The 21091-nt window shown below is 56.2% G+C and carries 17 protein-coding genes and 1 tRNA gene; 4 read left to right on the forward strand and 14 right to left on the reverse strand.

Translation table 11 applies throughout. The annotated features are described in order from the left end of the window. Positions 1-210 precede the first annotated feature (210 nt). Positions 211-1497, reverse strand: a complete 1287-nt coding sequence (locus tag KP814_RS02340) for a hypothetical protein (RefSeq protein ID WP_216735240.1) — start codon at positions 1495-1497, stop codon at positions 211-213. Between KP814_RS02340 and KP814_RS02345 the strand changes: the two genes are divergently transcribed. Both KP814_RS02345 and KP814_RS02350 read left to right on the forward strand, forming a co-directional pair. Then, positions 1496-1642, forward strand: coding sequence for a hypothetical protein (locus tag KP814_RS02345; RefSeq protein ID WP_216735241.1), 147 nt, complete (start codon positions 1496-1498; stop codon positions 1640-1642). The genes KP814_RS02340 and KP814_RS02345 overlap by 2 nt on opposite strands. A gap of 130 nt (positions 1643-1772) precedes the next feature. Continuing rightward, positions 1773-2147, forward strand: coding sequence for a metalloregulator ArsR/SmtB family transcription factor (locus KP814_RS02350; RefSeq protein WP_216735242.1), 375 nt, complete (start codon positions 1773-1775; stop codon positions 2145-2147). 43 nt (positions 2148-2190) lie between these two features. Here the strand turns inward: KP814_RS02350 and KP814_RS02355 are convergent, their stop codons facing one another. The 8 genes from KP814_RS02355 to glyQ all read right to left on the reverse strand — a co-directional run bounded on the left by KP814_RS02355 (position 2191) and on the right by glyQ (position 11873). Continuing rightward, complete coding sequence (locus tag KP814_RS02355) at positions 2191-3540, reverse strand: lyase family protein (RefSeq protein WP_253938129.1); 1350 nt, start codon at positions 3538-3540, stop codon at positions 2191-2193. 46 nt (positions 3541-3586) lie between these two features. Beyond that, positions 3587-3961 (reverse strand): hypothetical protein, encoded by a 375-nt coding sequence (locus KP814_RS02360; RefSeq protein WP_216735244.1) that lies wholly within the window; start codon positions 3959-3961, stop codon positions 3587-3589. An 81-nt stretch (positions 3962-4042) separates the two neighbouring features. Then, entirely contained in the window at positions 4043-5599 is a 1557-nt protein-coding gene (locus tag KP814_RS02365; protein ID WP_216735245.1) for a Na/Pi cotransporter family protein, read from the reverse strand. Between the two features lie 91 nt (positions 5600-5690). Continuing rightward, entirely contained in the window at positions 5691-7823 is a 2133-nt protein-coding gene (locus KP814_RS02370) for an SO2930 family diheme c-type cytochrome (protein ID WP_216735246.1), read from the reverse strand. 299 nt (positions 7824-8122) lie between these two features. Next, positions 8123-8199 (reverse strand) — tRNA-Pro (locus tag KP814_RS02375). Between the two features lie 51 nt (positions 8200-8250). Beyond that, complete coding sequence (gene gmhB / locus KP814_RS02380) at positions 8251-8826, reverse strand: D-glycero-beta-D-manno-heptose 1,7-bisphosphate 7-phosphatase (RefSeq protein ID WP_216735247.1); 576 nt, start codon at positions 8824-8826, stop codon at positions 8251-8253. 19 nt (positions 8827-8845) lie between these two features. Then, a complete protein-coding gene (glyS, locus tag KP814_RS02385) occupies positions 8846-10921 on the reverse strand; it encodes a glycine--tRNA ligase subunit beta (protein WP_216735248.1) in 2076 nt (691 codons plus the stop codon). Between the two features lie 4 nt (positions 10922-10925). After that, entirely contained in the window at positions 10926-11873 is a 948-nt protein-coding gene (gene glyQ, locus KP814_RS02390) for a glycine--tRNA ligase subunit alpha (RefSeq protein ID WP_216735249.1), read from the reverse strand. Between the two features lie 230 nt (positions 11874-12103). On the opposite strand from glyQ, the gene KP814_RS02395 reads away from it, so the two are divergent. Then, positions 12104-13000 (forward strand): lysophospholipid acyltransferase family protein, encoded by an 897-nt coding sequence (locus KP814_RS02395; RefSeq protein ID WP_216735250.1) that lies wholly within the window; start codon positions 12104-12106, stop codon positions 12998-13000. Between the two features lie 23 nt (positions 13001-13023). Here the strand turns inward: KP814_RS02395 and KP814_RS02400 are convergent, their stop codons facing one another. Next, the gene (locus tag KP814_RS02400) at positions 13024-14688 is read right to left on the reverse strand and encodes a hypothetical protein (RefSeq protein ID WP_216735251.1); all 1665 of its coding nucleotides are present in this window, start codon (positions 14686-14688) and stop codon (positions 13024-13026) included. A 268-nt stretch (positions 14689-14956) separates the two neighbouring features. On the opposite strand from KP814_RS02400, the gene KP814_RS02405 reads away from it, so the two are divergent. Then, the gene (locus KP814_RS02405) at positions 14957-15913 is read left to right on the forward strand and encodes an alpha/beta fold hydrolase (RefSeq protein ID WP_216735252.1); all 957 of its coding nucleotides are present in this window, start codon (positions 14957-14959) and stop codon (positions 15911-15913) included. Here KP814_RS02405 and KP814_RS02410 read toward each other — a convergent pair. From KP814_RS02410 to fmt, 4 genes are read right to left on the reverse strand one after another with little or no spacing between them, the layout of a single operon-like run. Continuing rightward, complete coding sequence (locus KP814_RS02410; protein WP_216735253.1) at positions 15888-17336, reverse strand: TrkH family potassium uptake protein; 1449 nt, start codon at positions 17334-17336, stop codon at positions 15888-15890. The genes KP814_RS02405 and KP814_RS02410 overlap by 26 nt on opposite strands. Before the next feature lie 33 nt (positions 17337-17369). Beyond that, positions 17370-18743, reverse strand: a complete 1374-nt coding sequence (gene trkA / locus KP814_RS02415) for a Trk system potassium transporter TrkA (RefSeq protein WP_127967793.1) — start codon at positions 18741-18743, stop codon at positions 17370-17372. A gap of 1 nt (position 18744) precedes the next feature. After that, positions 18745-20088, reverse strand: coding sequence for a 16S rRNA (cytosine(967)-C(5))-methyltransferase RsmB (rsmB, locus tag KP814_RS02420; RefSeq protein ID WP_216735254.1), 1344 nt, complete (start codon positions 20086-20088; stop codon positions 18745-18747). 1 nt (position 20089) lies between these two features. Further along, a complete protein-coding gene (fmt, locus tag KP814_RS02425; protein ID WP_216735255.1) occupies positions 20090-21046 on the reverse strand; it encodes a methionyl-tRNA formyltransferase in 957 nt (318 codons plus the stop codon). Positions 21047-21091 lie beyond the last annotated feature (45 nt).

Here is a 21091-nt window from a genome sequence, read left to right on the forward strand (position 1 = left end):
TATCGGCTATTTCCTGATAGCTATACCCCTGCTTGCGCAGTCGCACGGCCTGTTTTCTTTTTTCTTCCTGCGCTGCGGCAGGTAATGAGCGAGCGTCTTCTATAATCATATGGGTAGTGTATCATACCTATATCGATGCCAGGTTAATATATAGTCTGGGCGTCAAATACTTTGAGTTGGTTAGTGTGTGCTCACAATCTTGGGTGCTCTTTATTTTCCGGTAAAAAAGCGCTTCATTACGGGAGTGAGCTTATCGTTGTAACGGGAAAGAACCTCATCGTCTGACGTCAGAATGCGCAGATATTTCCAATACTTCTCACCCTCTGGAACGGCCAGATAGGACACATATAAGGGCATGGGATCTGCGTCCTCAACCAGGGCGGTGAAAATGGCGACTCGCTTGTCCAGTTTCCATTCTTCATCGTCCAGGTCTTCTCCCAGAGAAGTCAGATCGGCGCGTACATAGTCCTCAAATTGCTGCGTAAAAGAATCTTTGTTGCGTCTCAGGCTGTCGCTGAACGCCAAACGAAGCACTTCATCCTCTTCCAGATTCTTCGGTTCATAGAAGCGATCCTCGTTGATGTTCATCACCAACTCAAAGTTCCGGGGAAGGTCTTCCTCCAGGTCCGACTCATCCATCCAAAACACGCCGCCATCCAAAAAGGGACTGGTGCGATCGTTATAACAGAAGCCAAATAATTTTCGCTCCTGCTCGCCATTATCGAAGTTCAGCGTCAGGGTATACCCGGAAAGTTCATATTCTCCCCGGTTTTTGGAACCGTCTCCGCCTTTCTTTTGGGAGTGGGTGAAAACGCCGGAGCCTGATCCCGCCGCCAATGACTGATCTCCTGATGCGTCGCTGCTCGATTGCGCATAAACGGAGGTTCCTGTCATCGCGGAATAAGCGCCGCCGCTACCGGCGAGGCTGGAACGGCCTTTGGTGAAGCGTTCGTCGCCCCGGAAAGTCCAGCGACGGGTGTTGACCGTGCTGCTCATGGTGATCCCCGCCATGCCATAAGCGACCATGTGGTAGAGGCGTCGGTGCAGGCGCTCGCCTTCGCGGGCGGGAACTAAACGGTCGGACTTTGAGAAGGTGCGCCACTCATTTTCGTCATCAGGAATTTTCACCCGGTAACCGTCGTCATCGCTTTCCCAGATTCCCCAGCGCGCAGGCTGTTCTTCTCGCGATGTTTCCACATCGAAATCTTCCGGCGGTACCCCCAGGGACTCATACGCGGAGCCGTCCTCCATCAGCAGGAGAATTTTATAATCCACCCGATAATTGGAAGCGACCATGCCTGACGTCGACTCACATATCAGAGCTTCGTACGCGTCAGGCAGTTCATACATCGGAAGCTCTGCATTGTTAACCGGTCCTGCCTGGGAGCCGGATTCTTGAAACGGAAGAGCCTCTTCTTCATCGCTGTCTCCCCAGGAAAAGTAAACCAGTAAAACCAGGACGGCGATGGCGATATTGCGATAAGCGGTCGATGACATGTTCAAGTTCTTCTCCTTGCGGCAGGGCGACGTCGATGAGGAGGGCAGCGGCGTCTGGATGATTAAACAGGGCGATGATTACAGCATATTCTCGGCGCAGGTCATCTGGGAGAAACCCCAGGTTTTTCACGCCTGTGGAACTTGAAGGCCTAACGATGGTCTGTAAGAAGGAAGTGCGGGGGCGTGCGTTAACCATTGATTTACCCCCCGGGATGGTTCTATATGAACCTTGTCGTTAAAAACAATTAGAACTGATAAGCGTAGTAGGGACTATTATGAGTACGGATAATGTGTTTAAGGCTCTGTCCTCCACCCCCCGTAGAAGAATTCTGGCGTACCTCTCCAAGTCGCCGCTGACCGCGGGAGAAATCGCCGACCGATTCGATATCTCCAAGCCGGCCATCTCCAAACATCTTTCCATATTATTGGCGTCAGGGCTGGTGCAGGAAGAAAAAAAAGGACTTTATGTCACTTACTCTTTGGTAGAGGAAAATGTCGCTAACGCACTGATGAGCTTTCTTTCCGAAGTTTGCTCACTTAATCGTTTTACCCAAGAGGAGAGCGCAGATAGCGACGCTTTGTGTGAACCTGCGCAGGAAGAGTCCGAAGGCGAACAGGACGCCCTTACGGCGATCGTGGAAAAGTCGTGACGCTCAGGCGCCACGAGACTTTTCTTAAGCGGTGAGGCGACGCTTACAGGCCGCCGTGGGTCAGTTTGGCGGGGTCCAGTAACTTCTCCAGTTCCTGTCGGGACAGATCGGTTTGCTCCTCCGCCACATCGATGACCGGGCGTCCTTCTTTGTACGCCTGTTTGGCGATTTCCGCCGCTTTCAGGTAACCGATGATCGGATTCAGCGCCGTGACCAGTATGGGGTTGCGGGACAGCGCTTCCTGCAATTTGGCTTCATTGACTTTGAAGGTGGCGATGGCCTTGTCCGCCAGTAACTGGCTGACGTTGGACAGCAGTTCAATACTCTGCAGCAGGTTGCGGGCGATCAGCGGCAGCATAACGTTCAGTTCAAAATTACCGGACTGGCCGCCGATAGTAATCGCGGTGTCGTTGCCGATAACCTGCGCCGCCGCCATGGCCGCCGCCTCAGGTATGACCGGGTTGACCTTGCCGGGCATGATGGACGAGCCGGGCTGCAGCGCCTCCAGTTCAATTTCGCCCAAGCCCGCCAGCGGACCGGAATTCATCCAGCGCAAGTCATTGGCGATTTTCATGATGGCGACGGCGACGGTTTTCAATTGACCGGACAGAGAGACGGCGATGTCCTGCGAGCCAATATGGGAAAAGAAATTGGCTGCGGGTTTGAAGCTAAGGCCTGTCATCTCACTGAGCTGGCGATTGAATTCCGCGGCGAAATCCGGATGCGCGTTGATGCCGGTGCCCACCGCCGTACCGCCTTGAGCCAGGGTGTGCAGCGCCGGTTGCGTCGCCTCCAGTGCGGCGATGCTCTGCTCAATTTGTGCGCCCCAGCCCAGCAGACTCTGGCTCAGACGCACCGGCATGGCGTCCATCAGGTGGGTGCGGCCGGTTTTGATGTAGCCGTCGGTTTGCGCAGCTTTGTCCTGAATGGTTTTTAACAGGCGGCGCAACGCCGGCAGCAACAGCTTGTCCAGCTCCAGCGCGGCGCTGATGTGGATGCTGCTGGGGATGATGTCGTTACTGCTTTGCCCGTAATTGATGTGGTCGTTAGGGCTGACTTTCTCGTCCAGAATGCGGCTGGCGAGGCTCGCCAATACTTCGTTGGCGTTCATGTTGGTGCTGGTGCCGGAACCGGTCTGGAACACATCCACAGGGAAGTGAGTCATCATGTCGTCGGCGGACAGCAGTTGCTGCGCAGCTTCGCAAATGGCGTCGCCCATTTTGGCGGGAATCAGCTCCAATTTGACGTTGGCGCGCGCCGCGGCGGATTTCGCCAGCAACAGGGCGCGAATGAAAGCCTTGGGAAGGCGCTCGCCGCTGACGGGAAAGTTGTTGACGGCGCGCTGGGTTTGCGCGGCGTACAAGGCGTCCGCCGGCACTTGTAACTCGCCCATGCTGTCTTTTTCGATACGGGTTTTCACACGGTCTCTCCTGAGTGTTTCAGCCGGTCAGGCTGGCTTGAAAGAAATGGCTGGTGGTTCTGAGTTCGTAGAGGAACTCATTTAGCTGGCGGCGGCGGGACTCGCCATCGGCGATGCGGCTCAGCGCCGCCAGGGGGCGATAAATCTGATCCATGCACAGCGTTCGCCAGTGGTCGGGAATCAGGTCGTCCGCAAGCGTGTCCAACAAGAGCCGGAACTCTGCGGCGTACAACCGCCAGCGACTGGCGGCGCAGGCGGGCGTCAGGGTTTCTTCCATCGACAGCCACAAGGACAGTAACTGCGGGTTGTCCGCTTCTGTGGCGTAGCGGATCTTGCGGCGTAGTTCGCGGATCGCCGGCTCTTGTGTGTCGAAACCCTGAAGTGTCCCTGTCATGGATCGGATGTTAAGTTTATTAATTGATAATGATTATCATTTAACTCTGGGCCGAAGCGGACTGTCAAGCCGGGACGTCCATTAAGTCCCGGGTTTCAGGCCCGCCACCAAGCGGGCGGCTTTTAACATCTGCTCCTGCATCCGCTTATACAGGCTCAATCGCTGCAGAGCCTGATTCATCGTAGTTAACTTGAGCGTTTTCTCCAGCGCGTCGTCCAACAATCTTTGTTTGGCCTCACGATATGAGAGTTCCGCCTGAGCCGCACTGTCAGCGCCTTCCTGCGCCGTTTCCGTCACAATGGAGGGATGGCAATACAGATTCAGCCAATCGTTCATAGGGGCGGTCAGAGAGCGATCCAGCGATGGTTCCTGCTCTACTTCATCCAGCGTCTCCAGGAGATTATAGGCGTATTGAATCACTTGCAGGCACTGAGGCAACTGCTGCGTCAGCGGCAGTCTTAGCGGCTGATGCAGAATATTAGTGATGTGCTGGTTCAGTTCATCCAACAGCTCTCTCAGTTCGCGACGGGTTTCCAGCGTGCGGTGGTCTCCGGGGTTGAGCAGCGAATTCTGGATATGGGCGGACAGCAGCCCCTGAAAACGCTCCAGCTCCATGACGACGGCGTGAATAGCGACGTCCGGCACCACGATGGCGCTCTTATCAAGATGTTGCAGGGAGAGCACTTTGCCGCCTTTCTGAAAGCGGGTTTTCAACCACGCGGTCATTGGCGTCCCCAAGGGCCACATCAGCGCGACGCCCAACAGGTTGAAAACAGTATGGAAGGCCGCCAGCAAAACCGCAGGGTTATTCAGGTCCTGGCGCATGCCGCTAAGCGCTCCCAGCGCCCACAGAAACAAAGGCAGCATCGCCAGGGCGGCTGCGCCGGTGATGAGGTTGAATAACACATGCGCCAAAGACAGGCGTTTCGCGTTGGCGGTGGCGCCGAAGGAGGCAAGAATGGCGGTGGAAGTGGTGCCGATATTCGCCCCAATTACCGCCGCCGCTCCCGCTTCCAAGGGCAGCATCTTGCCTGCGATGGCGGTCAGAATAATGGCGATAGCGGCGCTGGAGGACTGCATCAGCACAGTCAGCACGATGCCAACCACCACCATCCACAACAGAGAGAGGTTGTCTCCAAAGTTGAGGTTATCCGTAAAATTGGCGCCGAATCCTTCAAAGGCGGACTTCATGGCGTCGATACCCAGGAACAGCAAGCCGAAGCCAGCGATGGCGGTTCCTGCGGCTTTCAGACGGGGGCTGCGACCGCCGAGATGAATGAAGGCGCCGATGCCGATTAACGGCAAAGCGTAAGCGTCGATTTTAATACTGAAGCCCAGTAGCGCCACCAGCCAGGCGGTCAATGTGGTGCCGACATTACTGCCGAAAATGACCCAGGTGGCGTGTTCAAACATCAAGAGTCCTGCGTTAACGAAACCCAGGGTCGCGACCGTGACAGCGCTGGAAGACTGCACCAGGGCCGTAATGGCCACGCCGCTGGCCAGGGCTCGCGATCGAGTTGATGTCCAGCGGCTAAGCATGACCTCCAGTGCGGGACCGGCGGCGAGTTTGAGGCCGTCCGTCAACAAGGTCATTCCCAGCAAAAACAGGCCGACGCCTCCCAAAAAATGCGCGAGCATTCCTTATTTCTCCCCTACTACGTGTTTTATTTATGCGGCGGACAAAAGTCGTGTCCGCCTGTTCGTTAATCAATATAGATAGCCATAAAGTTCAGTCGCATGAAGTCAGGCTGTTGATCCAGTCCTGAATCAGGACGCCGCCTTCCGTGTCGACTTGATGACTCGCCAGCGGCGGCATCCGGTATTCGCCAGGGTGGGTCATACGCAGATAAATCAGCGACATGGATGCGTCTCCCGGAGAGATCAGCTTCGCATTGTCGACGCCGATATCGCCGTTCAATGGCTCCTGGTCGCAGGCCTGGGTCGAAGACAGCGCTGTCGAAAAGCGCAGGTCCATCGTGCTCTGCGACGTGCCGCCGGGTTGATGGCAATTGGCGCAGTTACTGTGCAGATAAGCACGGGCCCGTCGTTCCAGCGGGGCGTTGTCATTACTGCTGGCGGGAAGTGCGTTGGCCAGATGCGCGTCGCTCAGCGGTGCGGAGAAGACGTTGATATGCGCCAGAGTCTGCAGCTGGTTGGCGCGTATGCGGCTTTGTGGATAGATCAGCTCCCGATTCAACTGCATTGTCTCCAGGCCCAGGCTGAAACCCGCAGCGCTCGTGTGGCATTGAGCGCATTCGCCTGAACCGGGAAAGCGCCAGGTTTGTCCGCTGTAATCCACGTCCTTGCCTTCCGCGACCAGCGTGGCGTCTGTTTTCGTCTCATTCCACTGATAACTGTAGCCGCGCCAGTCACCTTCCGCCTGTTTCATGAATAGGCGGGTTTCGATAATGGCGCCGTTGAGGTAGAAGTGTTTGACCAGCACGGAGCCATCGGGAAACAGAAAGTCGCCCGCAGCGTTGACGTCAATATAGGTATTATTGGGCAGCGCGAAAAAACGTTGTTTGTCTGCGCCATCGGACCAGAACGGCTCAATGACGGTGTAGGGAATGAGCCCGGATGCAGGCTGTGTGGGATTATCGGGATTGACGCAGCCGGTTTGCGAAAGCAATTGCGGGACAGAGTCTGAGTCGGTATCCGTGTCATCCGGGTCGATACGGAAGAGCCCGGAAAAGGTGACGACGTAGAGTTCCCCATCCGCTCCTTCTGCGAAAGACGCGACGTTGCGGCCGCTTTCCAGCAGAGTCTCCCGGTCATAGCCGCCGCTGCCATTGGCTCTCAATCCCCAAAGGGTTCCCGAACCGAAGTCGGCAAACACATAGACGCCTTTAAGACCAGGAATGGCGTCGCCGCGATAGACATAACCCCCAGTGATGGATATGCCCTCGGAATGGTCGTATTCCGCCACTGGCGCTATATAAGGGCCAGTGCTTGTGCAGCTGTTACCGGTGCGGTGCATGCCTTCGTAACAGCGCCAACCGTAGTTACCGCCAGAGATGATGATATCCACCTCTTCATACTGACCCTGGCCGACATCGCCCAACCATAAGTCGCCAGTGTCCCGATCAAAACTCCAACGCCAGGGATTGCGCAGACCGTATGCGTAGATTTCCGGTAGCGCGCCGGGCACGTTATTACCGGAGGCGGGAGAGCCATCGTCATTCAGGCGCAACATGGAGCCTAGTAGTGTGGAAACTGTCTGCCCATTATTGTCAGGATCGTTGCCGGAGCCGCCGTCACCCAGGCCGTAATACAGCAAATTGTCTGGGCCGAAAGCGATGTGGCCGCCGTTATGGTTGGAATAGGGTTGGCTGACTTCAATTAGATTGTCCCGCAGCAGATCGCCGCCGCTATCGGAACGAAGAGTCTGGCCGTTGTCCGCGCTTTCAAACCGGGCCACATAAGAGGTCATGCCAGAGACGTTTTCCGTGAAGGAAAAATAGAGATAGCCGTTCTCGGCGAAGTTCGGGTGGAACGCCATGCCGAGTAATCCGCACTCACCGCAAGTGCTTAGATCGTAGTGCTCGGAGAGATCAATCAGCGTGGTGCGGGTGTTGTCGTTGAGGTTCACCCGGTAAACCCGTCCCCGTTGCTGCACGACATAAAAAATATTAGTCAGGCTGGGATGGGGCAGCATCAGAATCGGGCTGGAGAAGTCCATATCCGGTGCAATGGGGGTAAGTTTGATGGCGCTGGAACCGCTACTGTTGAAAGCCAGACAGGTCGTATTATCCGGTCGCTCAGACAAGCCCACCGGGGGATCCTCGCTCTGGTCTGAACCGCCAGATCCGCAACCCGTCATAACCAGAACTAAAGCAGAGACAAACAGAACACGCAGCATCATGCATTCCTCCTCCGGCGCTGTATTAAGCGTAACGCATACCACCAGGGGAATCAGTATGGAATTTGGCCGATTATGAGGGGGAATTTGGAGGGTGGTGATCTGGATTCTGTGAACGCTCTGGAAGGCCCTTCGACAGGCTCAGGGCGAACGGGGATTATGCGAGAAAGGGCGATAAACAATGACTGGGGTATATGAATGCAGTCGGCGGGAGGGGACTCAACGCGCCGGGCTTCCGGGTCCGACCCCGCTGGAGTTTTCTTGGATAAAAAGGTTGTAAACGATTGGTTGGGAGGTGGACATGGTCGGCGTGAGAGGATTCGAACCTCCGACCCCTTCGTCCCGAACGAAGTGCGCTACCAGGCTGCGCTACACGCCGTAAACCGTGCCGCATAACATAGATAATGCGGCGGTTAAAATCAAGCTTCGTTTAGCTCTCTGAATGGCTCTCTTTGAGCTTTGCGATGGCATAGTTGGCGAAGTCCGCCAAGTCGGTAAAAACGGGGACGCCGTCCAGTTCTTCAGGCGCGAGTTTGACCAGGGTGCGCTCGCCTTTGCCGGTTTTCACCAGCACAGGCTGGCAACCTGCAGCGCGGGCGGCGCCGATATCGCCGACGTTGTCGCCGACAAACCAGGCGTCGGCGGCGGACATGCCGGTTTCATCTTCAATTCTGCGCACCAGGCCGGGCCTGGGTTTGCGACAATCGCATTGATCGTCCGGCACATGGGGACAGAAGGCGATGGCGGCGACGGCGCCGCCATGCTTCGCAACCAGATCGAGCAATTTGGCGTGCATCCTGCCCAGCTCGGCTTCATCGAAATAGCCGCGTCCCAGACCGCTTTGGTTGGTGGCGACGGCGACGGTGAAGCCCGCGGCGGATAAGGCCGCGATGGCTTCAATACTGCCCGGAATTGGCCGCCATTCCTGTTCCGACTTGATGTAGTCGTCGGAGTCTTCGTTGATGACGCCGTCCCGGTCCAATATCAGCAGTGTATTGATGCTCACCCGCTCTTCCCTGTGTGGTTTACGCTTTGTTTTGCAGTAAGGATATGTCCGCGACCTGCAGGAACACGTTACGCAGGCTGGCCAGCAGCGTCATACGGTTACTGCGGATAGCCGGATCATCCACCATCACCATGACCTTGTCGAAGAACAGGTCGATGACGTCTTTCAACTCCGCCAATTGCTGCAGCGCCTGGGTGAAATTGCGTTGTTCGATAAACGGACGCGTGGACTCGGATTTCTCCTGTAAGGCGCGGAACAGGTTCTTCTCCGCTTCCTCGGTGAACAGCTCTGGATTCGCCGACTCTGCGGAGATTTCCACCTGCTCTTTGCTGAGGATATTGGAGACCCGCTTGTTCGCCGCCGCCAATGCCTGCGCTGCGTCGAGCTTCAGGAACTCCGCCACCGCCAGCACGCGTTGATCGAACTCCACTGGTTTGGTGGGACGACGAGCAAGCACGCTCAGGAATACTTCAGTAGGCACGCCGGCTTCTTCGTACCAAGCGCGGAAACGATCCAGCATGTAGTCAACCACAGCGGTTTCCAGGTTTTCCGCCGGCAGATCGCCGTGCAGTTCCTGCGCCCATTGCACGCACTCGGCAAGGTCCAGATCCAGCTTTTTCTCCACCAGAATCCGCAGTACGCCCAAGGCGGCGCGACGCAGACCGAACGGGTCTTTAGCGCCTGTCGGCGGTTGATTGATGCCGAAAATACCGACGATGGTGTCCAGTTTATCCGCCAGGGATACCGCGCAGCCGGTCAAAGTTGTTGGCAGCTGATCGCCGGCGAAACGAGGCAGGTACTGTTCTTCCTGGGCCAGGGAGACTTCTTCCGGCTCACCGTCGATAGCGGCGTAATAACGGCCCATGGTTCCCTGCAATTCCGGGAATTCCATGACCATTTCCGTCGCCAGATCGGTCTTGCTGAGTTCGCCTGCACGCTGCGCCCATTCAGGGTTGCTGTCGATCTTCGCCGCGATTTTCGCCGCCAGCTTGCCGACGCGAATGGCCTTGTCGTACACCGTTCCCAACTGCTGCTGGAATACGATGGGTTTCAGGTCTTCCAGGCGACTCGCCAGAGTGCGTTTCTTATCCGTGGAGAAGAAAAACGCCGCATCGCTGAGACGGGGGCGGATGACTCGCTCGTTACCGTCGATAACCTGTTGCGGGTCTTTGCTTTCAATATTGGCTACGGTGATGAAGTAAGGCAGCATGCGGCCTTCCGCATCCACCACGTGGAAGTATTTCTGGTTGCCTTTCATCGTGGAGATCAAGGCCTCCGCCGGGACTTCCAGGAAGCGATCCTCAAAGCGTCCCATTAACGCGGTTGGCCATTCGTTTAAGCTGGCGACTTCCTCCAACAGCGCTTCGTCGATAACGGCGACGCCGGAAGTTTGCTTGGCGATGGCTTCCACTTGTTGTCTGATCAGCGCTATGCGCTCTTCAAAGTCCGCCATGACATAGCCAGCTTTCAACGCCTCTTTGTAATTGGCGGGCGTGGCGATCTCGATAGGCGCAGGGTGGTGGAAACGGTGGCCCAACGTGGTATTGCCTGCTTTCAGACCCAGAATTTCGCAGTCGATAACTTTTTCGCCGAACAGCATGATGATCCAATGCACGGGACGCACGAATTCCGTGCGGCGTGCGCCCCAACGCATGCGCTTGGGAATTGGCAGCGCCGCCAGTGATTCTTCAACGATGGCCGGCAACAGGCCGGTGGTTGGCGCGCCGGACTGCTTGCTGCGAAACACCAGCCATACGCCTTTGTCCGTTTCCAGTTTCTCCAGTTTGTCCGGCGTGGTTCCGCAGGAACGGGCGAAACCTTCACAGGCCTTGGTGGGCGCGCCGGCGGCGTCGAATGCCGCTTGCAGAGCGGGACCGCGTTTTTCCACTTCCAGATCCGGTTGCTTTTCCGCCAGTCCTGATACATGCACCGCCAGACGTCTGGGGGCGGCGTACCATGTCAGGTCAGAGAAGGACAGTTGCGCTTTTTCCAGACGCTGGCGAATGCCTTGTGCGAAGGCGTCCGCCAATTGACGCAAGGCTTTCGGCGGCAGTTCTTCAGCGCCGATTTCTACTAAAAAATCCTGGTGGTTCATTGACTTACTTCTCCCCTTCGCTGGCTAGCACTTCGTCACGGATAGAGGCTTCGGCCAATGGGAAGCCCAATTGTTTGCGGCGGTCAAAGTAGGCTTGCGCCACATCTTTGGCGAGGCCGCGCACGCGCAGGATGAAACGCTGTCTCTCAGTGACTGAGATCGCGTGCCGTGCGTCCAGCAGGTTAAACGTATGCGACGCCTTCAACACCATTTCATAGGCGGGCAGCGGCAGACCTTTTTCGATTAGACGCTTGCTCTCGCGCTCGTAAGTGTCGAAGTGACGGAACAGTTCGGTGGTGTCTGCCTCTTCAAAGTTGTAAGTGGACATCTCCACTTCATTTTGGTGAAACACATCGCCGTAAGTGACCGGGCCTTGTGGGCCATGGGTCCAGATCAGGTCGTATACGCTGTCGACGCCCTGCAGATACATGGCGATCCGCTCCAGACCATAGGTGATTTCGCCGGTCACGGGATAACATTCCAGGCCGCCCACCTGCTGGAAGTAAGTGAACTGGGTTACTTCCATGCCGTTCAGCCAGACTTCCCAACCCAGTCCCCAGGCGCCCAGTGTCGGGGATTCCCAGTTATCCTCCACGAAGCGGATGTCGTGCACCAGGGGATCAATGCCCATCTCACGCAGAGAGCCCAGATACAGCTCTTGAATATTATCGGGAGAAGGCTTCAGCACTACCTGATATTGGTAGTAATGCTGCAGGCGGTTGGGGKTTTCGCCGTAGCGGCCGTCAGTGGGACGGCGGCTGGGCTGTACATAGGCGGCGTTCCAGGTTTCCGGACCGATAGCGCGTAAAAACGTGGCCGGGTGAAAGGTGCCTGCCCCTACCTCCATGTCCAGCGGTTGCAAAATGACGCAGCCCTGACGAGCCCAATAGTCTTGGAGAGTTCGGATTAATCCCTGAAAGGTTTTTACATCTGGCTTGTTTGTATCAGTCACGGTTTACACCACTTGCTGTGCATGTTTGGTTCTTTAGCCGCAGGCGCTTACTTGTCAGGACGTCGCCGGCCTGTAGAATAAAGCGGCAAATTATACTACGTGTGCGCGCCGATTGCAGATAGCCATAGGATATAGCCGCGAAATTACGCGAAAATTGCCGTTTCTGCGGAAAAAAGACGCTATCTGACGCCAGTTTATGGTGACGTACGCCCCGAATTCACAGGTATCTCTTGAACAAATCCAAACTCATCGCCACGCTGATCATCTTTCTGATTCGCCTGGTTTCCAAACTGTCCCTGCGCTGGGCGCAGCGATTGGGCGGTTGGCTGGGCGCTTTGACCTGGCGCTGCAACGCCGGTCCGGCGCGGGTGACGCGCACCAATCTGCAACGTTGTTTCCCTGAAAAAAGCGCTGCTGAAATCAACGCGCTGGGCGCCGCCAGTATGCGCGAAACCGGTAAGGTGGCGTTTGAAACTGGCGCGGTGTGGGAATGGCCCGCTGAGAAGACGCTGTCTTTGATCAAATCCATTGATGGCGAGCACCTCATCAAAGAAGCGGAAGACGCCGGAAAAGGGTTGATTCTGCTGGCTCCGCACCTGGGCAACTGGGAAGTGGCGGGGTTGTTTTTYGCTGCGCGTTACTCCATGGCGGCGCTTTATCAGCCGCCTAAAATCGAGGAACTGGACGACTATATGCGCGCCGTGCGCGAGCGCAATGGCTCAGAGCTTGTTCCCGCCAATAAGCGCGGCGTCATGCGTTTGTTCCATATTTTGCGGGAGCAAGGCGTAATCGGCATTCTTCCCGACCAGGAACCGGAGCTCAGCGGTGGCGTATTCGCCCCTTTCTTCGGCATTCCCGCCAATACTATCAAGCTGGTCTCCAAACTGATTGAACGCACCGACGCCAAAGTGCTTTGCGTCTACGCCAAGCGTTTACCGGAAGGAGAAGGTTTTGTGATGACGGTACGGTCAGTGGCTGCGGATATTTACTCCGAAGATCTGGAAACCTCCGCCGCTGCGTTGAACGCCACGGTGGAGGCCTGCGTGCGGGAAACACCGGAGCAGTATCAATGGGAGTATAAGCGGTTCAAACGGCGTCCAGACGGTGAACGCCATTTCTACGACTGAATGCCCCAACGAACCGGAACCCCTTAAAAGCGGTTGCCGGTCCGCAGTGGCGAGCGCTGGGATAGATCGCTTTCCCGCAGCACTTTTTCATCGATTGAGCCAGAACGGCTGATATTTTTCAGAGAGCTGGCCAGAGACAGATTGAAATAAATCACGTCAGCGAGTTCATCGCCGTTGTCTGGATTGTTCTCCATGGTGAACAGACCGTGAGTCTGTTCCACAACGCCTGTCTGGATTAGTTTGTTCTGACCGTTCAGGCGGCCAAGGTTGAGCACAGGCAAGCCTTCATTCAGGTTGTACGAAGTAAAAACCGGGCGGTTGTAGTAACCGTTTTCAAAGGCGGGTACGTAACTGTCGACGGAATCGTCCGGATTCGGGTCTGGGGTTTCTTCTCCCGTCATCAGCACTGGCGCGTAGCCGATCCCTACTTCCTTGAAGGTCTGGAAGTAAAGCCAATGGGCGTTTTCCGTGACGGCGCAGTTATCGCCTGGGCATACGGTTGCAGCCATATCCAGATTCACCAGATAGGCGCTGGCGTTGCTGGCGTCTTGATAGTTAGCGTAGATGCGAGACGCGCCGGTCAGGTAATCGCCGCTGATAGGATTAATGATTTCCCGCGACTCCCCTGTCACTTTATCCACTAAATACAAACGTACACTATCCACAGCGATAACCAGATAATCTGTCGTTTGCGCCAGACGACCAGTAATAGAGCCCTCACTGGTGAAGTCATGCAAGACGTTATTGGCGCCGCCTTCCAGAGCGATTTTGCGCACCAGGGCGCCATCAATCAGGTATACATTGTCGCCGTCTATGACCGTTTTTGCAGGGTCCATGACATTGGCGTTGATGGTGGTCAGCGCCGTCAACGCCATGCCTGTATCCAGTAGTTCGGCGCCGCTATTGGCGAAGACCTGGCTGTCTGTGGTCAGTATCATATCCAGCTCGCCGGTGGTGAAGGCGTAGTCGAAGTCAGCGCTTGTCAGTCCGTCGATGCTACGCGCCAGAGCGCCTTGCGCGTCCAGTATCTCCAGGGAATCGGCCGTGGGCCGCAGGTAACCCGCCAATGCCCAGTTGGGTTTCCAGAAAGGCGTCAGGTTGAGGTCGTTAGCGGCGCCATTGCCGGGCGCGTCAGTGACCGCCGCGTTGAGTGGAATTTTGAAGTAGGCGTCGTCCTCATTGGCGCATGTGGCGTCTGCGCCTGGCGTGCGCACGGTGATTTTAGACTTGCCGTAACCCAGACCTTCCGGCAGGACGGCGGCGGTGCAGACGGTGGAGGCGAGCGTACTGACCTGGGTCAGGGAGGACTGATCAGGTTTCCCCAGGAATAGTTTTCCAGACTCGATCATCAGCATATAGCCTGCGCTGGCGCGGCTTTTTCCCAGAGGAATTACCGGCGCCAGGGTGGAGGTCGGTTGACTGGGACTTTGCCGGTATACGCTGCCGGCGGCGATGTCATAGCGGAATGCGAAGTTCTTTTCCGTATCCTCTCCAGGGTTTTGCAGCCCTGAGAAAAACAGGTTCTTGGTGACAGGAAAAGGTTCTTGAGGCTCCTCTACAATGACATCCGGCGGTTCCACCACCACTGGCGGCGTGGAGTCATCTTTCTTTTCACTACCCCCACAGCCCCCCAGCGCGAGGGAACTTAAGCACAAAGACAACAGAATGTTGCGCTGGAGTTTATCCATACCTGCCTCGCATGACGCCGCTATTTTTATTGGTTTGTTAACGTGCAATAACTAACAAACACATAAATTTACAGTAATTTTCGCCGTGAAAATTTGAACCAGCCTTGGTTCTGGCGTGTTGCTCATAGCCCTGACAGCCTGCTGGTTAGACAATATGAAGCCCTTTGCTATATTTTGTGATGCGATCCGCATTCAGGGTTTGGAAGCGACCGGCGATCCCGGACGCTGTTGCTTAAGTAGTTGGAAGAAGTAGAGAGGTAAGGCATCCATGAACATGCCTTGGCGAAGGAATGTATCACCCCTTCCCGCAACAGGCGCGCTCAACCTGTTGCAACTCCCCGGCCAGCGAACCCTCGCCTATGGCGAATGGGGCGACCCCGCTGGAGCGCCGGTTTTTTACGCTCACGGCGCGCCCGGTTCGCGTTTGGAAGGCGCTTTTTTTCATGACGCGGCGCGCGCCGCCGGTTTGCGCTGGATTGTCGTTGATCGTCCGGGCATGGGCGCATCCTCTCTGGCGGACAATTACACATTGCTGGATTATCCCAGAGACGTCAGCGCCGTCGCCGATGCGCTGGGGATTGATCAGTTCGCGGTGGCGGGTTGGTCCAGTGGCGGCGCCTATGCTTTGACCTGCGCCTTTGAGATCCCCAAACGCATCGCCTTTGTCGCAGTCATGGCCAGCTATACCAATTTTGGAGAAATGAGCGCGGCCAAAGATTTGCTCTGGCGTAATGAACAACGCGGTCCGAAGATTGCTGAAGTCAGCACGGGGTTGTTTCGTACTTTATTATCCCTGCTGAGGCTGACGGAGCGATACAGTCCCAAGTTGTATCTGAAGTTTATTGAAAGCTCGAGTACGGAGCAGGACCTGGCCTTGTTGCGCGATGCAGGTATCTTGGAGCGTTTCATGGACAATCAACATGAAGCTTTTAACCAGGGCGTACAAGGTGTGATGTTGGATTTGCTGGCGCAGTATCGACACTGGGGTTTTTCTTTATCGGAAATCCGTTTGCCGACTCATATTTATCAAGGTGTGAAAGACCGCTTCGTTCCCTGGCGTTTCGCTCAACATCTGGCGGATAACCTGCCGTTGGCGGATTTGCGTATGATCACCGACGCCGGCCATATGTTTCCGTTGGAGGCGGACTTTCAGCGTGAACTGATGTCCGCTATCCGGCGTCATTTAGTGGCGCCTGAGACTAGCGACGCCAGAAAGCAGGCGTAAACAGAATCAGCAGCGTAAACACTTCAAGACGACCCAGCAGCATGGCGAAGCACAGTATCCACTTGGCGGGCTCATTCAGCTCGCCGTAATGCAACGCCACGCCACCTAAACCTGGTCCAAGATTATTGATACAGGCGCCGACGGCGGACCAGGCAGTGACCTGGTCCAGCCCGGTGGCGAGCAGGCCCATCAACATGAACACGAACATGAACATGTAAACCGAGAAGAAGCCCCATACCGCTTCCAGCACTCGGTCCGGCACCGGCTTGCGTCCCAGTTTTACTTGCAGCACGGCATTGGGGTGTACGATGCGCTTCACTTCCCGCATACCTTGCTTATAAATCAGCAGTACCCGGATGACTTTCATGCCGCCCCCTGTCGAGCCCGCGCAACCACCGATAAAGGCGACGACGAACAGCAGGAACGGCAACAGGTGCGGCCAATGGGCGAAGTCCGCAGTGGCGAAACCGGTGGTGGTCGCCACGCTAACCACTTCAAACACGCCGCGGATAATGGCGGTGAAGGGATCGTAGGTGGAAGTGCCAATCAATACGCCGACGGTGACGATGGAGACGCTCAACAGAATCAGCGAATAAAACACGACCTCTGGATCTTTCAGATAGACCAGCACTGAGCGGCGACGCCAGGCGAAAAAGTGCATGGCGAAATTGATCCCGGCCAGGAACATGAAAACGATGCAGATGATCTCAATCATCGGGCTGTTGAAGTAGCCGATGGAGGCGTCATGGGTGGAGAAACCGCCAATGGCGATGGTGGCGAAGCTGTGTCCGATGGCGTCGAATGCATCCATGCCCGCCCACCAGTACAACAGTGCGCACAGCGCCGTCAGTGAGACGTAGATGTACCATAAGGCCTTTGCGGTCTCGGTGATTCTGGGGGTGAGTTTGTTGTCTTTCACAGGTCCCGGCGCTTCCGCCCGGTATAGCTGCATGCCGCCAATGCCCAGCATCGGCAGGATCGCCACCGCCAATACGATAATTCCCATGCCGCCCAGCCACTGTAGTTGCTGCCGATACCAGAGGATGGATTTGGGGAGTATGTCGATACCGGTCATCACCGTGGCTCCGGTGGTGGTCAGGCCGGATACCGATTCAAAAATAGCGTCGACCAGACTGAGATGAGGGTGTTCGCTGAGATAAAGAGGCACCGCCCCGCTCAGGCTGAGCACTACCCAAAACAACACCGTGACCACGAAGCCGTCGCGTATGCGCAGTTCACTGGTTTGGCGAAATACAGGCAGCCATACCAGGAGTCCGGTCAGAAAAATACCGCACATGGCGGTAAGGAAAGGCTGCATATGGCCGTCTTCGTAGATCAGCGACACCACGATGGGAGGGATCATGGTGGTGCTGAACAACATCAGCAGGACGCCCAGAATTTTAGCTATCGCCGAATAATGCATTGATCTGTTGTGCGCTTATTTTTGGTATATGCGTTAAAAGAATGCGAGTCCCACCTGGAACAGGCGCTCAACTTCGGCGATTCTGCGTTTATCCACCACGAACAGGATGACGTGGTCATCCGGCTGGATGCGCAGATGGTCGTGAGCGATCAATACCTCGCCCCGTCTTACAATGGCGCCGATAGTAGAGCCTGCGGGCAACGAAATTTCATCCAGCCGCTTGCCCACCACTTTGGAGGAGCGATGGTCGCCGTGAGCGATCGCCTCAATGGTTTCAGCCGCTCCGCGTCGCAGTGAGTGTGCGCTTACCACGTCGCCTCTTCTCACGTGCGTAAGCAAACTGCCGATGGTGGTTTGCTGCGGCGAGATAGCGACGTCGATTTCGCCGCCTTGAATCAGGTCGACGTAATCCGGGTTGTTAATCAAGGTCATCACCTTACGCACGCCAAGCCGCTTGGCCAGCATGGAAGCCATAATGTTAGCCTCGTCGTCGTTGGTGACGGCGCAGAAAACATCCGTGTCTTCGATATTTTCTTCCAGTAGCAGCTCCTTGTAGGCCGCATTGCCGTGTAGCACGATGGTCTTGTTCAGCTCTTCGGAGAGCTGGATGCAACGGTCCTGGTTATGCTCAATCAGTTTGACTTGGTAGCGCCCCTCCAATGTTTCCGCCAGCCGCGCCCCGATATTGCCGCCACCGGCAATCATGATGCGACGATACGGCTTCTCCAGCGGCTGCAGTTCACTCATGACCTTGCGGATGTTATCCCGCGCGGCGATGAAGAAGACCTCGTCATTTTCCTCAATGACCGTATCGCCCTGAGGAATAATGGCTCTGTCCTTGCGATATATGGCCGCGACGCGGGTATCGATATGCGGCAGATGCTGGCGCAGGTAGGCCAATTCATGGCCGATCAAGGGGCCGCCTTTGGTGGCTTTGATGCCCACCAGTCGCACCAGTCCTTTAGAGAAATCCAGCACCTGCAAGGCGCCGGGATTCTCAATCAGGCGGGTGATGTGCTCGGTTACTACCTGCTCCGGGCTGATAATGACGTCAATGGGAAAGGCTTCAGTGTTAAACAGGCCTTTTTTGGTGAGATAAGCGGAGGTGCGCACCCGGCTGATCTTGGTCGGCGTCTTGAACAACGTGAAGGCGACCTGACAGGCCACCATATTGACTTCATCGCTGTTGGTGACGGCGATCAGCATATCCGCGTCGTCCGCCCCCGCCTGTTTCAGAATGTTGGGATAGGAAGCCTGTCCCTGCACGGTGCGGATATCCAGCCGGTCCTGCAATGAGCGCAGGCGCTGGGGATTGGAGTCCACCACGGTGATGTCATTCGCCTCGCTGGCCAGGTTTTCCGCGAGGGTTCCCCCAACTTGGCCGGCGCCAAGAATTATGATTTTCATGCTAAGCGTCCACAGCTGAGACTTTCAGAGTTGGTTGTTTCCGCAATCTGGCGTAGAAAAAGCCGTCATGGCCGCCGGTTACCGGCAAAAGCTGCACTCCGAAAGACGACTGAATTCCATATTTCCCTTCAATCGGTAAGACCTCCGCGTCCGTAGCGTCGGCGATAAAGCGTTCAATTATATGCTCATTCTCTTCTTTAAGAATAGAACAGGTCGCATAGACTAATAGGCCCCCAGGCTTCAGGGTAGTCCATAAAGTTCGCAGCAGCTTTAGTTGCAGCGCTGCAAGCTGGGGAATATCTTCACTGCGGCGCAGCAGCTTGATGTCTGGATGACGGCGTATCACACCCGTCGCGCTGCACGGGGCGTCGAGCAGAATGCGGTCGAATGGCGTCCCATCCCACCATTGTTGCAGGTCGCCGACATCCGCTGTGCGCACCTCCGCGTCCAACTGCAGGCGCTGCAGCGTGTCGCGAGTGCGAAGTTGGCGTTCGGGGTCAACATCTACGGCAGTTGCGGAAAGGTCAGGACAACGCTCCAACAGCGCAGCGGTTTTGCCTCCCGGCGCGCAGCAGGCGTCAAGCACCCGCTCGTTGGGCTGAGGGTCCATCAGGGCGGCGCTGAGTTGCGCCGCTTCGTCTTGTACAGAGCACAAACCGGCGTCGAAGAATCCTGGCAGACGGCTTACATCCACTGCCTGTTCACATTGGATGCCTGTATCCACCCATTCACAGAGGTGGGCGTCCACTTCCGCCTGACGCAATTGCTCCAGATAGTCTTCCCGCCGGGTTTTCTGCAAGTTGACTCGTAGCGTCAACGGGGCCTGGGCGTTACTGGCGGCAAGCAACTCGTCAAGTTGTCGAGGATAGGCGGCGGCCAGTTTGTCCAATAGCCACTGTGGCATCGCGTAGCGGAGACTGAGGTCCGCTTCGCTGTGCGCCAGCAATTCGTCCTTACGGCGTTGAAAGCTGCGGAGTACGCCGTTGACCAATTTTGTGGCCCAGAGCTTGTTGAGCTCCTTGGTGACGTTAACGGTTTCATTGATGCTGACGTGAGCGGGTTTATCCATAAACGCCAATTGATGCAGACCGCTGAGCAGCAGGAAATGAATATCCCGTTCTTTGGCCTTGATGGGCTGACGCAATAACTGCCCCAGCCAATGCTCCAAGGTCATATAATGTCGACAAACGCCATAGCACAGCGCTTGCAGAAAACTGCGATCATTTTCTTCGACCTGTTCCAGAGCCGGCGCCATTGCGGCGGACAGAGAACGTCCTTCTTCCGCCACTGCGCGCAGGGTTTTGGCCGCCGCTGCGCGGGCGCTGAGAGTTTTGCGTCGCTTCATATCAGCCGTTTATCCCTAGGATCTGGCCCAATTGCATCAAGGGCTTGCCGCCGTTGATCAGGTCCTGGCAACTGATGGGCTTGCCGCCGGGCAGCTGCAGGCTGGTAATGGATAGCACGCCTTCGCCGCAGGCGACTTTGACCGCTTCCGCTGTGCGCTCAAGAATCGTCCCCGGTTGCGCCTTGGCGCCTCCGACAGAAGCGCTCGCCGCCCAAAAGCGGATAGTTTGTCCGTTGTCTTCCGTGAAACACACTGGCCAGGGATTGAAGGCGGCGATTTTGCGTTGAATCAGCGCCGCAGGCTCTGACCAATCGATACGAGCTTCTTCTTTTTGCAGCTTATGGGCATAGGTGGCCAGATAGTCTTGTTGCCTTTCACCCTGAAGTTCGCCTTCCTGCAAGAGAGACAGCGCTTCTACAATTGCAGCTCCGCCCATTTGCGCCAGACGGTCGTGCAGTGTGCGGCCTGTGTCCTCAGCAGTGATTGGAGTGACTGTCTTGAGCAACATCGGTCCTGTATCCAACCCCGCTTCCATTTGCATGATTGTGATGCCGGATTCTTCATCTCCCGCAATAATCGCCCGCTGAATTGGCGCGGCTCCGCGCCAGCGCGGCAACAGCGAGGCATGGATGTTGAGGCAGCCGTGTTTGGGAGCGTCCAGCACCGCTTGGGGCAGGATGATTCCATAGGCGGCTACGACCATCACGTCAGCGTCATAATCGCGCAGGCGTTGGCGATCTTCTTCATTTTTGAAGTTGAGCGGCTGCTCCACCGGAATTTCGTGCTTTAGCGCAAGCTGTTTTACAGGGCCAGGAAGAAGCTTGTTGCCACGGCCGGCGGGCCGGTCAGGTTGAGTGTATACGGCGACGATCTGATAGCTGGCGTCCAGCAGCGCTTGCAGTGCGGAAGCAGCGAAGTCTGGGGTGCCGGCGAAAATGACTTTCAGGGGTGATGACATGAAGTTTCAGGCCTTAAAAACAAAAACCGCCATGGTGGGCGGTTA

This window comes from Hahella sp. HN01 (assembly GCF_018986435.1).
Taxonomy (GTDB): Bacteria; Pseudomonadota; Gammaproteobacteria; order Pseudomonadales; family Oleiphilaceae; genus Hahella.